Consider the following 12,216-nt stretch of genomic DNA (forward strand, 5'->3'; position numbering starts at 1 on the left):
AGGCTTGGCGGTCAGGTTGCGCGCTGTCAAGCGCGCCTTAGCGTGAGCCGCGCTTGGGATATGGGCTCGGTTTCGGATCTTCGAGCGCGGTCAGCACCTCGGTCACACGTTTCTTGATTGTGGGCGCGGTCTTGGCGCTTGCGACGCGGTGCGCAAATCCGCGCCGCGTGCCGGGCGTCAACCCCTCCCAGACCTCGCGTGCATTTTCGTCATCCATCAATGCATTTTGCAGCGCGGGTGGAACGTCCACGGAATCCGGGTCATCCAACCTGAAGGCAACAGTCACCGGATCGCCTAGACTGATATCTGCCGTTTTTTGGCGTGTCTTGTTCACGATGAAATAGGCCCGACCGTCCGAGGTTGGGTGCAGACCGCCTTTGAACGGGCGACCGCAAAGCTCGCCGATCACACGCGGACGCTTGGATGGGGCGACGGGCAAGGCGGATATCACATCGGGTGGAAGGAACACGACGGTATAGCCCATCGGCGCGTAGCGATCCAAAACGCCCACAAATTCGAAGGGGAAGAAGAACTCCATCGGAGAGGGATGGCCCGGAAAAATCCGGGCCAGTGACCTTAGCCGACGTGAAAGAGCGTTTGGAACATGCGCGGATCAAGGCTTTCCTGCGCGAATGTCTCGCCCTCGGTCAGAACGCTGACCGCGTCGTGGCTGTGCAAGCTTTCCTGATGGCTGGCAACCACGCGGAAATCTCCGATGCGATTATCGACAAGGAGTTGTTCGCAGAAGGAGCGCGCTGCATCCTCGACAAAGATCGGATTGGCCGCGTTCAATTCGGCAAAGGCCTGTTCGTCTTCGCGTTTGACCATGACCTGCGTTTCCGTCGGAACAGCCTTGCGGCACAGGTCGATCAAGTCTTCGAACCACAGGCACGGAGCCTTAGGATCGACAACTACCGATACACGCGCCACCGAACGCTGCGAATGTGGCGTGGCCAACTGACCGCGCGTCGCACGCGCATGTTCGGACAGTTCCAAAGAGCATGGGCAAGTCGAGCTATAGACATAATCCAGATGCACGATCCGTTTGCGGATGCCAGCCGTTTCCACCAGCTCAAGCGCGATATCGTAATACTGGTAGCCTGACAGGCCTGAACGGAGACTGTCGACCTTTACGGGGAAGGAAAACCGCATCTGAATGCGGGCATCAAAGCTTTCAAGGTCGGTTTTGTAGTCATCGAGCGCGCGCTCGGTCACGTCGAAACTGAACGTCTCTTCCGCGTGGCGATAGAAGGTCCGCATGATGCGGGACATGTTGATACCCTTCTTCTCAGCCTCAAGGCTCACTGTGCCAGTGACTGATGTCTCAAGCGTAAGGTTGCCATTGTCACGCGTGCGAAAGCCGATGGGCAGGCGGAAATTCGAAATACCGACGTGCTGAATCTGCTGGCGTGCGCCGCGGATCAGGCTGGACGGACCGTTTTGAAGGTCAGGCAGGGTTGTCTTGTAAACATCATCTACGCGGAAGGCGTCAGGATAAACGCGCGACAAGAGCGGGTAGTCACCTTGTTCGTGCCCCGGCACCAGCGTCGAAATCTGAGGGTCGAGGTCTTCAACCTCGACAGCCGTTGCCGCACCAGCCCAGCGTCGCAGGACCGCCAAAGCGGCTTCAGCCTCTTCGCGGCTTGGTTCATGGGCCATATCTGGTGAATGGATGTTCATGGCAATTTCCCCCTTCGCTGGGTGCGGGCCAACGTCTCCTTACATAGGAGATCACGCACGTCTGTTTCAACCTTTGCTTAATCAATACGCCGGGTTGGCCCGTATGGATCAAAAGAAGACTGGGAATTATTTACGAAGGTTCAATGACATGAACGTGCGCGACAGCGACACCTCGTTGCGTATGATCGTCTCTGCTGGACCAGCGATCCAGCCATGCCGCAGAAAAAACGACCGCGCGAGATGGCTTGCATCCACGGTGAGTTCCGCGATGCCAAGGCTGACTGCCCGGTTCAAAAGCGCCGCATAAAGAGCATCTGCCGTGCCTCTTCCCATTTCATCGGGCAGGACAAAGGCAAGGTCGATGTGCCCCGCCCGCGTCATCGACATGAAGCCAACAACCTCGCCATCCCGAACCGCGACAAAGGTTTCTGCATTCAAAAGCTTTTCGCCAAGTGCCGTAGAGTCAGGTGTTTCTGGGGCCCACGCACGCCTTTGCGCATCGGAATAGTACCGGACCGCACCGTCGCGGACCGCACGGAAATAGACTTGCGCGCAGGCCGCCGCATCATCGGGCTGAAACGGCCGGACCTGCATTGTCAGTGCGCGTCCAAGGCCGCCGTCAAATCGCTGATGAGATCATCGGTAGCCTCAAGCCCCACCGAGATACGGATCAGACCTTGAGTGATGCCAAGAGCCGCCTTTTGATCATCGGGCAGCCTTTGATGGGTCGTTGTCGCCGGATGCGTAACAATAGACTTTGCATCGCCAAGATTGTTCGAAATCGTGAAATAATTGAGCGCATTTAGCACGGCAAATGTCCGTTCTTTGCTGCCGCAATCGATCGACAACACAGTACCGCCTGACCCGTGCATTTGCTCTGCCACGATCCGATTTTGCGGATGCGTGGCCAGCCCCGGATACAGCACACGCTCCAGATCATCGCGCGCCGTCAATGCCGTCGCAATTGCCTGCGCAGAGGCGGCCTGTGCGCGCACACGTAGGTCAATCGTCTCCAAGCCCTTGAGCATCATCCACGCCGTGAACGGCGACATCGAGCCACCGGTGTGCTTCATGTAGGGTTCGACGGTTTTGCGAATGAACTCTTGCGTGCCAAGGATCACACCGCCCAGCGCACGGCCCTGACCATCGACGTGTTTCGTCGTCGAATAAACAATGACATCTGCGCCCATTTCGACCGCCTGTGAAAAGACGGGCGTCGCGAACACATTGTCGACAACAACTAGCGCACCCACTGCGTGAGCCAGTTCCGCGACCGATTTCAGGTCTACAACCTCGAGCGCGGGGTTCGAGATTGTCTCAAAGAAGACCGCCTTGGTGTCTGGGCGGATAGCGGAACGCCATTGGTCCAGATCAGTGCCGTCTACAAAGGTTACCTCGACCCCGTAGCGAGTCAGCACCTCTTCAAGGATGTAAAGGCATGAACCAAAGAGCGCGCGGGCCGAGACCACATGATCACCTGCCTTCAGCATCGACGTCAGCGCCCCGTTGACTGCGGCCATACCGGACGCCGTGGCAAAGGCATCCTCGGTCCCCTCAAGCGCGGCCATGCGGTCTTCGAACATGCGCACGGTCGGATTGCCATAGCGCGCATATATGAACTCATCGTCGCCTGCTTGCAGGAACCGGGCCTCGGCCTGTTCTGCCGTGTCATAAACAAAGCCTTGGGTCAGAAAGATCGCTTCGCTGACTTCGCCATATTGGCTGCGGCGAACGCCGTGGTGGATGGCCTTGGTGCGCTTATCCATTGTGATGCCCCCTTTTTTGGACAACAAAAAACCCCCACCGGAACAGGCAGGGGTGACAAACATCGTCCCGACCTTTTAGCGGCATATTTAACGTGGCCCGCAATCCGGTAACAAATCGCCACAAAAGATGGATACGCCCGCCTTTTGAGGACGTCAAGCAACGGCGGCATGAAATGCTGCATTGCCGCATTAGTCAAAAGGTCGGGCTTTTTTGCCGACGGCCTCCCCGCTCAGCCTTGGTTTTCATCCTCAATCAAATACGGCTGGAGCGTCATGATCTGCCACCAGAGCAGTAAGAACAGGGCAATTGGAAAACCGAAGGTCTCGATCTTGACCCAGGTGTCCGTGCTCATGGTGCGCCAAACGATTTCATTGGCCACCGCGAGCACCAGAAAGCCCAGCGCAAGCCGCTTGGTCAGGATCATCCATCCCTCTGGTCGCATCGGCATCATCTCGTCCATGACATAGGCCAGATAGCTTTTCCCCTGTGCAAGCCCGATGCCGAGGATCACAGAAAAGAATCCGTAAACCAGCGTCGTTTTCATTTTGAAGAAGCGTTCGTCATTGAACCACGCGGTCAGCCCGCCAAAGAAGATGACCATGAAGGCTGTGAACAGTTGCATCCGTGAGAGTTTGCCCGTCAGGGCCCACAGGATACCCATCGACACCAGAAGGATCGGAACGAAGACCAGCGTGGCGATGATGAACCCGGAATAGTCGGTGCCTGCGATCGTGAACACCTCATTCCTAATCCGCAGATAGATCACGAAAAACGCGATGGGCGGGCCCAGTTCGAGGATGAATTTCAAGGTGGGGTTCAGTGTCTTTTCTTCGCTCATGCGCCTGTATCTACTGTTTTATCCGCCGAATTCCACAACCACTGCGCCCAGCGCGATCAACGCCATCAATGCCATGCGGCGTGGTCCAACCGCTTCCTTCAATATGACCCAGCCAATAATGGCCGCAAAGACGGTCGAGGTTTCGCGCAGGATGGCGGCCTCACCGACCTTGTCGAGGCGTGTGGCAAGGATCACGCAGCCAAAAGACCCAAAAGCGATCAGCGCGCCCACGAGCCCCCGTGCCAGCAAAGGCCCCGGTGCAGGTCGATCCGGATCGCGCCGCCATCTCAGATAACCGATCAGGGGAAAGTCGATAGCCGTGACAAAGAAAAACCACGCGAGGAATGTAAACGGATCAGGTGTCATGCGGACACCCAACGCATCCCAAGTGGTATAAAGCGCAACAAGCAAGCCCGTTCCGACCGCCAACCAGAGCGCAGGCACAAGAGTGTCCCGATCCACGTCGATCTTGGCCAAATTATAGAGCGCCAGACCGAAAATCCCGGCAAGCAAGATCAAGACGCCCAGCCACTGAACCAGCGTGAAGACTTCGCCAAAAAGCAGATATGCGCCGATCACTGTGAAAAGCGGCCCTGTGCCTCGGACGACCGGATAGACAACGGTATAGGCCCCGCGTTCATAGGCCAAGGCCATGCCGAGCTTATAAAAAAAGTGGATGCAAAGCGCGCCGGCCAGAACGCCCCACTGCGCCCCCTCGGGCCAAGGCACGAGGAACAGAGCGACCGGCGCCGACAGCACAAAGATCGACGTGTCGATAGAGGCTCGCGTCAGCCAGGGATCATGGCGCCCTTTTTGCAGCGCACCAAAAGCTGCGTGCAGGATGGCCGACATCAATGCCAAGAACATCGCGATGCGCGTTCCGGCCTCGGTCCCTTCGATCGACAGGATGTACTCTGTCATGGGGTCAGGTGCGGACCTGCAGCGATGCCAGCGTCCGGCTGGCGGCGCTCATTTGGCCAAACCGGTCAAGGCGGCGGCAAATTCCTCTGGGTCGAAGGCGTCAAGATCGTCGATCTGCTCTCCTACACCAATCGCGTGGATGGGCAGACCGAACTTGTCCGCCAAGGCCACCAACACACCGCCTTTGGCCGTGCCGTCCAGCTTGGTCATGACCAGCCCGGAAACATCCGCCATCTTTTGGAATGTTTCGACTTGGCTGAGCGCGTTCTGACCGGTGGTCGCGTCCAGCACCAACAAAGTGTTATGCGGCGCGTCGGGATCCTTTTTGCGAATGACACGTACGATCTTGGCCAGTTCTTCCATCAGGTCGGTGCGATTTTGCAGTCGCCCGGCAGTGTCGATCATCAAAAGGTCTGCGCCATCAGCCTCGGCTTTGGTCATCGCGTCAAAGGCAAGGCTTGCGGGGTCCGATCCCTCTGGCGCGGTCAGGACCGGTACACCTGCACGATCCCCCCAAACCTGAAGTTGTTCGACCGCTGCTGCGCGAAAGGTGTCGCCCGCTGCGATCACAACCGATTTCCCGGCTGAGCGGAACTGGCTGGCCAGTTTGCCGATTGTGGTGGTCTTGCCAGAGCCATTTACGCCCACGACCAAAACCACCTGCGGTTTTTTGGGATAAAGCGGCATCGGGCGGGCAACGCCATCCATGATGCGGGCGACCTCGCCCGCCAAGAGCTCTTTGACTTCGGTGGCCGACACCTTCCGTCCAAAGCGTCCTTCGGCCATGTTCGCCGTGACGCGCAGCGCCGTGTCCACGCCCATGTCCGAGGCGATGAGCAATTCCTCCAGCTGTTCCAGCATGTCGTCATCAAGCGCGCGGCGCGGTTCGGCAACAGCCGTCCGCCCCATTAAGCGACCAAGCAAGCCTGGACCGCCCTCTGCCTTTGAGGCCGGTTCAGGCTGCGGCTCTGGCTCGGGTTTAGGTTGAGGCGTCGGTTGAGGTGCGCGGACAGGTTCTGCCGGTGGCGTGGGCTCGGGCAATTCCACCGGCTCGGGTGCGACCGGTTGAGGATCGGGTTGCGGCTCTGGTTGCGGCGGCAGTTCCGGGGCAGGAGCTGGAGCAGGTGTTGGCACAGGTTCAGGCGCTGGCACATCGACCGGGCTCGCCTCTGGCGCAGGATCGGGGTCGCTGACTTCGCCCCCCTCTTCGATGATCGCATCAAGGCCCTCTTCAAGCTTGGAACTTGATTTGAAAAGCCGGTCCTTGAGCTTGCCGAAAAATGACATGAGGTCTTCCTTGTAGGTCTTGATCTCACCTAACCCTCCCGGCGCGTGGGGAAAAGGGCGTTGACACAAATGCCTGAACTGCGCGTCATGCAACCATGGCGCGTTTGGTTGTTCTTTTGCTTCTTGGTTTGGCACCGTTCGCCGCTTTTGCGGCCCCGGATGGGCCGGGCAAACAGTGCTCAAGCGCCGAGTGGGGCCATCAGGAATGCATTCGCGCCGCGCATTTCGTGTTTGACACTTGCCAGATGCTGGAAAGCCAAGCGCAGAGGCATGGGCTTGATCCCGGCTTTTTTGCACGCCTGATCTGGCAGGAAAGCCGGTTTGATCCGAATGCCCTGTCACCGGCCAACGCGATGGGCATCGCGCAATTCATTGCCTCAACCGCGAAACTTCGAGGGTTGGAAGATCCCTATAACCCGGCGGAGGCGCTGGAGCATTCCGCGCAATACCTCGGTGAGATGCAACGCCGCTACGGCAACCCCGGCTTGGCAGCCGTTGGCTATAATGGCGGCGAACGGCGAGCCGAGGGACTGATCGCCAAAACCGGCGGGCTTGCGCGCGAAACCATCAATTACGTCCAGATCATTACCGGCCTGACCGCCGAAACATGGCGTGATACGCCGCCTGCCGCCCATGACTTCCGACTTGATCCTAAGCTGACCTTTCAACCGGCCTGTCATGCGCTGGCCCGTGATCGACGGCTGACAGCCTTCAAACCACCAGCGCCGAAACCATCAGCGGTGAAACCATGGGGCGTTCAACTGGCCTTTGGGGCATCCAAGGATGCTGCGAACCGCGCCTTTAAGCGAAGGGTCGCGCAGTGCCCTTCGGTCCTGCGCGGCGAAAAGGTCGACCTCATTCGCGTCGAGAACCGCGTTCAGGGCCGGCCCGGCTATTACATGGCCCGCATTGGACGCAATTCGCGCGAAGCAGCCGACACGCTCTGCCGCAACATCGCGCGCGCGGGGTGCCTTTGCCGTGTCTATCGCAACTGACGCTGTGAATTGATCCTGCGCAAAGCGGCGCATCGCCGACCTTGGTAGCTTTGGGCAAAGGAGAGGACACACCAATGCCCGCTGCGACGACCAAAGCCGATCTCTTGGCCGTGACAAAGAAAGAGTTTTCGAAGCTGATGAAGGTGATCGATGACATCGCGGAAACGACTGCTCTGCGCAAAGACGACAGCGACACTTCAATCAAGGATGTGATTGCCCATCGAGCCCATTGGATTGACCTGTTTCTGGGCTGGTACAGCGACGGTCAATTGGGCCGTGAAGTGTGCTTTCCAGCCAAGGGCTACAAATGGAATGATTTGAAACGATACAACGCAGATCTGCGCGAAGCACAGTCCGATATGGGATGGTCCGAGGCGCGGCAGCTTCTGCGGTCGCGCTACGACCTTTTGCTTGATTTCATGCACCAACGTACCGAAGCCGAGCTCTACGATGCCAAAATGCTGGGCTCGAACAACAAGTGGACCGTTGGCCGCTGGGCCGAGGCTGCCGGTCCAAGCCATTTCCGCTCGGCTGCGAAATACGTGCGCAGTGCCCTGCGTTCGGCGGGCTAGCCCGGCGCAGCGGCCGCGAAACAGATCATAGCAAGGTAATAGGTCGGCCAAACCGCAAGGCTGAGCGGGATCTGCAAACGCGGCGACGGCGTTGCAACAAAGGCCTGAAGAGCCAGCAGCGTGTCCGAGAGTACAAAGAGCGCGAGTCCCAAGAGTACGGTTTGGTCAACACGCGTATCGCCAGAGGCAATCATCAGCCCAGCGATCCCCATGGCAAAAATGATGGCGACATAGCCCATTACCGGACCTCGCAAGTCGCCCGCATATCGCCACAAAAGCGGCACCATCACACCGAGCAGCCCGACAAGTGCGATCATTCCCCCGATCCGCGCAGCCCCGATTTCGACGCCAAGGTCAAAAAACACTGCTATCAGAAAGACATGCGCCAAGGCGAATGCGCCAATGCCCAGCAGGAACCAGCGGTCCCCGTCTTTCGACAGTGCAATATCCCCGAGCCAAGCAAACATGACCGCGAATGGGATCGGGCTGTCGCCGACATCGTCGGCAAAAACCCACAACCAACCAAACAGGATGCCCATCGGAAGGGCCTTGGCCAACGTCTTGGCCCGCGATGCGGGCCGCCAGGAAAACCCAAGCCAATAGATCAGCGACGTCACCGGCCCCAAGGCCGATGCCATCAGGAACAACGAGAAGCTCAAATCTCGTCCGGGAAATGCTTCATGGTCAATTTGATCGGATTTGGCGCGGCTTGCCCCAGCCCGCAAATCGAAGCGTCGACCATCGCTTGGCTCAGCTCTTCCAGCAGCGGCTGATCCCAGCGGTCAGCCTGCATGAGTTTCACAGCCTTTTCGCAGCCCACCCGGCAAGGTGTGCACTGACCACAGCTCTCGTCTTCGAAGAACCGCAACATATTCAATGCAGCGGCGCGGGCGCTGTCCTGATCAGAAAGGATCACGATGGCCGCAGACCCGATAAAGGTGCCCTGCGCCTGCAAGGTGTCAAAATCCATCGGCACATCGTTAATCGACGCAGGCAATAGACCGGCCGATGGACCGCCAGGCTGATAGGCCTTGAAGGTATGGCCCTCTAGCATGCCGCCTGCGGCCTCGATCAGATCAAGGATCGTTGACCCGGCTGGCAGAAGGTAAACGCCGGGTGCGCGCACACGACCAGAGATCGAATAGCTGCGCAGGCCTGTGCGACCGTTCTTTTCAGTGCTGTTGAGAACCTGAGGGCCTTCACGGCACACCTTGGCCACCCAATAGAGCGTCTCGACGTTATGGACGAGCGTTGGCTTACCAAAGATGCCGACCTGAGCCACAAAGGGTGGGCGGTGGCGCGGGATGCCACGCTTGCCCTCGATGCTTTCGATCATCGCGCTTTCTTCGCCGCAGATATAGGCTCCGGCCCCGCGTCTCAGATCGATGTAGCCGGGCTCAACAATGCCGGCAGCTTCCAGAGCGGCAATCTCTTTTGCCAGGATATGCAACACGGCGGGGTATTCGTCGCGCATGTAGATAAACGCTTTGTCTGCCTCGACGGCCCAAGCGGCGATCAGCATCCCTTCAAGAAACAGGTGCGGCGTCCGCTCTAGGTAGTAGCGGTCCTTGAAAGTGCCGGGTTCTCCTTCGTCTCCGTTCACAGCGAGATACCGCGGTCCGGCATTGGCGCGCACGAAGCCCCACTTTTTGCCGGAGGGGAAGCCTGCCCCGCCAAGCCCGCGCAGACCAGAAGCCAACACATCTTCTTGCACGGCCTCCCAGTCACCATTGGCCCGCAAGTCTTTGAGTGAGGCATAGCCGCCCGCGTCCAAATAGGCCGCGAGGTCTTCGTATGCCGGAATGTCAGGGTGGGTATGCCCTGCGCTGATGGCCTGTTGCACCTTTTCGGGTGTCGCATGGTCGATATGGTGGTGACCCAGTTCCAGCACCGGCGCGGTATCGCAGCGCCCCATGCAGGGCGCGCGCAGAACACGCACTTCGGTCGGGTCCAGCCCGTCTTCCAATGCGGCTTTCAACTGCTGTGCCCCCGCCAATTCGCAGGCCAGCGAGTCACAAACCCGAATCGTCAGCGCAGGTGGCGGGGTTTCACCTTCTTTGACGACGTCGAAATGGGCATAGAACGTCGCGACCTCGTACACCTCGGCCATGCTCAGGCGCAGTTCTTCGGCCAAGGCGCGCAGATGCGCAGCACTCAGGTGACCGTAGCGATCCTGAATGAGGTGCAGGAATTCGATCAACAGATCAGGTTGCCGTGGCCGGTCCCCGAAAAGCGCCCGGACGTCGGCCAGCGCGCCATCTTCGTACTGACGACCCTTGGGTGTCCGGCGTCCCTTTCCGGTCGCGGATTTCCAGATCCCCTTGTCGCCATCCAATGCCATGTCATGCCCTCCTGCCGATGGACGTACCTTAACGTTCCGCCTGACACGCCACGCCCACCAAAAACGACATCTTTGACCGCATTGGCGTTCACCGACGCTTTTCCAACGCCAGATGTTTCGCATTCGAAACATCTGTGGCGGTCTTTCAAGGGACTTCGAAACACCCTGTTCACAGGATCGCGTGATCCTTGGCCGTGAAAAATGTATAATATCAGCTTGTGGAGATGGAGTGCACCGGATGAACCGGAAAGTAGGAGCGTTCGCGCTTGCGACCTTGTTGCCAATCCCTGTGCTGATTGCAGCCGGGATTTGGGGCGGATGGGTCATGGCGTTTGCCTGCGTCTACCTGAGCACCCTCACGTTCCTCTTGGACGAGTTGATCGTTTTCGCTGCGGAAGACAGCCAACCGGGGGTTGAGTTCCCCGCCGCCCGATGGCTGTCGATCTTGCTTGGGATGTTACATATTCCCGTACTTTTGTTCGCTGCGGCCACGATATCTGGTGCGTTCGGTGCAGGTCCGATTGAACAGGTTGCAGCATTATTCGCCTTTGGGCTGTATTTCGGACAGGTGTCCTATTCCAACGCGCATGAGTTGATTCACAGCGCGCGGCGGCTTCCGTTCTGGCTTGGAACACTGGTGTATTCCAGCACCCTTTATGGTCACCACGTCACCGCACATCGCCATATTCACCACCGATATGTCGGGTCTGATGATGACCCGAATACCGCGCGTCTTGGCGAATCATTTTACGGATTTGCAGCCCGCGCATGGACCAGTTCCGCGCGATTGGGGCTGAAGGTGGAGAACCGAAGCCAGCGCGCACGGTATGGCCGGATCAAGCCGCTGCGACACATGTACGCCGTCTACGCGGGGATCGGCCTGACCATGATGGTCGGCGTGACCTGGGCGTTTGGAGTTGCCGGGCTGATCTCGTTTCTGTTGCTGTCCATCTATGCCACGGCGCAAATCCTGCTGGCGGATTACGTACAGCACTACGGCCTGAAACGCGCATCCCTGCCCAATGGCAAATTGGAACCGATCGGCGTCGAACACTCGTGGAACGCGCCGCACCCGGTTTCAGCGGCGCTCATGTTGAATGCCCCTCGGCATTCGGATCATCACGCACACCCGTCAAAGCCTTTTGAGGCACTGGACCTGCCGGAAGAAGACGAAGCCCCAATGCTTCCCTATAGTCTTCCGGCAATGTCGACGATTGCCCTGTTTCCCCCGTTCTGGCGCCGCGCCATGGACGACCGCGCGGCTGAATGGTCACGCGACGGTGCTGTGACGGCCATGGCAGCCGAGTAAGCTCAACACACCAAATCGTGGGTGGCAGTCCGCCGTGCGCTTTGGCACTGTGTAGGCATGCGTTTGATGTCCTTTGCCCTTGGGGTTTGTCTTGCTCTGTTCAGTACGGCGTTTGTGCATGCAGATAACGCAACGCAAACGCCTCTGACTGCTTCCCAATTCGAAGCCTACACCACCGGGAAAACGCTGACCTATTCACGTCTGGGCAGCGAACCCTATGGCGCAGAGGAATATCTTCCCGGTCGTCGGGTGCAGTGGGCCTTTGAAGGCGACAGTTGCAAGATGGGGCAATGGTACGAAGAGGCCGGGCAGATTTGCTTTGTTTACGAAGACAACCCGGCTCCGCAATGCTGGAGTTTCTTTCTCCGCGATGGCGGACTGGTCGCCCAATTCGAAAACGATGCGGCGTCCGCACCGCTCTATGAGATCGCGCAAAGTGACGAGCCGCTGTTCTGCCCCGGACCCCAAGTCGGCGTTTGATTTCCGAAACTCAGGGCAGAAAGTTG

The 12,216-nt window shown here is 58.6% G+C and carries 13 protein-coding genes and 1 riboswitch; of the genes, 4 read left to right on the forward strand and 9 right to left on the reverse strand.

Annotated elements, in window-relative coordinates; all coding sequences use genetic code 11:
- Window positions 1–37: 37 nt before the first annotated feature.
- The 7 genes from FE702_RS06795 to ftsY all read right to left on the reverse strand — a co-directional run bounded on the left by FE702_RS06795 (window position 38) and on the right by ftsY (window position 6,493).
- Window positions 38–538, reverse strand: coding sequence for a YdeI/OmpD-associated family protein (locus tag FE702_RS06795; RefSeq protein WP_147125497.1), 501 nt, complete (start codon window positions 536–538; stop codon window positions 38–40).
- Window positions 539–576: 38 nt separating this feature from the next.
- The gene (gene folE2, locus FE702_RS06800; protein WP_147125498.1) at window positions 577–1,680 is read right to left on the reverse strand and encodes a GTP cyclohydrolase FolE2; all 1,104 of its coding nucleotides are present in this window, start codon (window positions 1,678–1,680) and stop codon (window positions 577–579) included.
- Between the two features lie 126 nt (window positions 1,681–1,806).
- Window positions 1,807–2,274, reverse strand: a complete 468-nt coding sequence (locus FE702_RS06805) for a GNAT family N-acetyltransferase (RefSeq protein ID WP_147125499.1) — start codon at window positions 2,272–2,274, stop codon at window positions 1,807–1,809.
- Between the two features lie 2 nt (window positions 2,275–2,276).
- Window positions 2,277–3,446 (reverse strand): O-succinylhomoserine sulfhydrylase, encoded by a 1,170-nt coding sequence (gene metZ / locus FE702_RS06810; protein WP_186827011.1) that lies wholly within the window; start codon window positions 3,444–3,446, stop codon window positions 2,277–2,279.
- A 55-nt stretch (window positions 3,447–3,501) separates the two neighbouring features.
- Window positions 3,502–3,578: riboswitch (SAM riboswitch) on the reverse strand.
- A gap of 98 nt (window positions 3,579–3,676) precedes the next feature.
- Window positions 3,677–4,285 carry an inner membrane-spanning protein YciB gene (locus FE702_RS06815; RefSeq protein WP_147125501.1) on the reverse strand — a complete coding sequence of 203 codons (609 nt, stop codon included), beginning with the start codon at window positions 4,283–4,285 and terminating at the stop codon, window positions 3,677–3,679.
- Window positions 4,286–4,303: 18 nt separating this feature from the next.
- The gene (locus FE702_RS06820) at window positions 4,304–5,206 is read right to left on the reverse strand and encodes a DMT family transporter (RefSeq protein ID WP_147125502.1); all 903 of its coding nucleotides are present in this window, start codon (window positions 5,204–5,206) and stop codon (window positions 4,304–4,306) included.
- A 48-nt stretch (window positions 5,207–5,254) separates the two neighbouring features.
- Window positions 5,255–6,493, reverse strand: a complete 1,239-nt coding sequence (gene ftsY, locus FE702_RS06825; RefSeq protein WP_147125503.1) for a signal recognition particle-docking protein FtsY — start codon at window positions 6,491–6,493, stop codon at window positions 5,255–5,257.
- Window positions 6,494–6,588: 95 nt separating this feature from the next.
- On the opposite strand from ftsY, the gene FE702_RS06830 reads away from it, so the two are divergent.
- Window positions 6,589–7,488 carry a lytic transglycosylase domain-containing protein gene (locus tag FE702_RS06830; RefSeq protein ID WP_147125504.1) on the forward strand — a complete coding sequence of 300 codons (900 nt, stop codon included), beginning with the start codon at window positions 6,589–6,591 and terminating at the stop codon, window positions 7,486–7,488.
- Window positions 7,489–7,562: 74 nt separating this feature from the next.
- Entirely contained in the window at window positions 7,563–8,060 is a 498-nt protein-coding gene (locus FE702_RS06835; RefSeq protein ID WP_147125505.1) for a ClbS/DfsB family four-helix bundle protein, read from the forward strand.
- On the opposite strand, the gene FE702_RS06840 is transcribed toward FE702_RS06835, so the two are convergent.
- Window positions 8,057–8,698 (reverse strand): lysoplasmalogenase family protein, encoded by a 642-nt coding sequence (locus FE702_RS06840; RefSeq protein ID WP_186827012.1) that lies wholly within the window; start codon window positions 8,696–8,698, stop codon window positions 8,057–8,059. The two genes, FE702_RS06835 and FE702_RS06840, sit on opposite strands and share 4 nt — an antisense overlap.
- Window positions 8,699–8,715: 17 nt before the next feature.
- Window positions 8,716–10,401, reverse strand: coding sequence for an NAD(P)H-dependent oxidoreductase subunit E (locus tag FE702_RS06845; protein ID WP_147125507.1), 1,686 nt, complete (start codon window positions 10,399–10,401; stop codon window positions 8,716–8,718).
- A 238-nt stretch (window positions 10,402–10,639) separates the two neighbouring features.
- On the opposite strand from FE702_RS06845, the gene FE702_RS06850 reads away from it, so the two are divergent.
- Window positions 10,640–11,710 (forward strand): alkane 1-monooxygenase, encoded by a 1,071-nt coding sequence (locus tag FE702_RS06850; RefSeq protein WP_147125508.1) that lies wholly within the window; start codon window positions 10,640–10,642, stop codon window positions 11,708–11,710.
- A 57-nt stretch (window positions 11,711–11,767) separates the two neighbouring features.
- On the forward strand, window positions 11,768–12,190 hold the full coding sequence (locus FE702_RS06855; RefSeq protein ID WP_147125509.1) for a hypothetical protein: 423 nt from the start codon (window positions 11,768–11,770) through the stop codon (window positions 12,188–12,190).
- Window positions 12,191–12,216 lie beyond the last annotated feature (26 nt).

Origin of the sequence: Shimia ponticola (assembly GCF_007995215.1) — a bacterium.
Classification (GTDB): Bacteria; Pseudomonadota; Alphaproteobacteria; order Rhodobacterales; family Rhodobacteraceae; genus Shimia_B; species Shimia_B ponticola.

What these genes read in the sequence shown, in the direction of transcription:
- FE702_RS06795 (WP_147125497.1), bottom strand. Translation starts at nt 538, where the DNA reads ATGGAGTTCTTCTTCCCCTTCGAATTTGTGGGCGTTTTGGATCGCTAC.
- folE2 (WP_147125498.1), bottom strand. Translation starts at nt 1,680, where the DNA reads ATGAACATCCATTCACCAGATATGGCCCATGAACCAAGCCGCGAAGAG.
- FE702_RS06805 (WP_147125499.1), bottom strand. Translation starts at nt 2,274, where the DNA reads ATGCAGGTCCGGCCGTTTCAGCCCGATGATGCGGCGGCCTGCGCGCAA.
- metZ (WP_186827011.1), bottom strand. Translation starts at nt 3,446, where the DNA reads ATGGATAAGCGCACCAAGGCCATCCACCACGGCGTTCGCCGCAGCCAA.
- FE702_RS06815 (WP_147125501.1), bottom strand. Translation starts at nt 4,285, where the DNA reads ATGAGCGAAGAAAAGACACTGAACCCCACCTTGAAATTCATCCTCGAA.
- FE702_RS06820 (WP_147125502.1), bottom strand. Translation starts at nt 5,206, where the DNA reads ATGACAGAGTACATCCTGTCGATCGAAGGGACCGAGGCCGGAACGCGC.
- ftsY (WP_147125503.1), bottom strand. Translation starts at nt 6,493, where the DNA reads ATGTCATTTTTCGGCAAGCTCAAGGACCGGCTTTTCAAATCAAGTTCC.
- FE702_RS06830 (WP_147125504.1), top strand. Translation starts at nt 6,589, where the DNA reads ATGGCGCGTTTGGTTGTTCTTTTGCTTCTTGGTTTGGCACCGTTCGCC.
- FE702_RS06835 (WP_147125505.1), top strand. Translation starts at nt 7,563, where the DNA reads ATGCCCGCTGCGACGACCAAAGCCGATCTCTTGGCCGTGACAAAGAAA.
- FE702_RS06840 (WP_186827012.1), bottom strand. Translation starts at nt 8,698, where the DNA reads ATGGCATCGGCCTTGGGGCCGGTGACGTCGCTGATCTATTGGCTTGGG.
- FE702_RS06845 (WP_147125507.1), bottom strand. Translation starts at nt 10,401, where the DNA reads ATGGCATTGGATGGCGACAAGGGGATCTGGAAATCCGCGACCGGAAAG.
- FE702_RS06850 (WP_147125508.1), top strand. Translation starts at nt 10,640, where the DNA reads ATGAACCGGAAAGTAGGAGCGTTCGCGCTTGCGACCTTGTTGCCAATC.
- FE702_RS06855 (WP_147125509.1), top strand. Translation starts at nt 11,768, where the DNA reads ATGCGTTTGATGTCCTTTGCCCTTGGGGTTTGTCTTGCTCTGTTCAGT.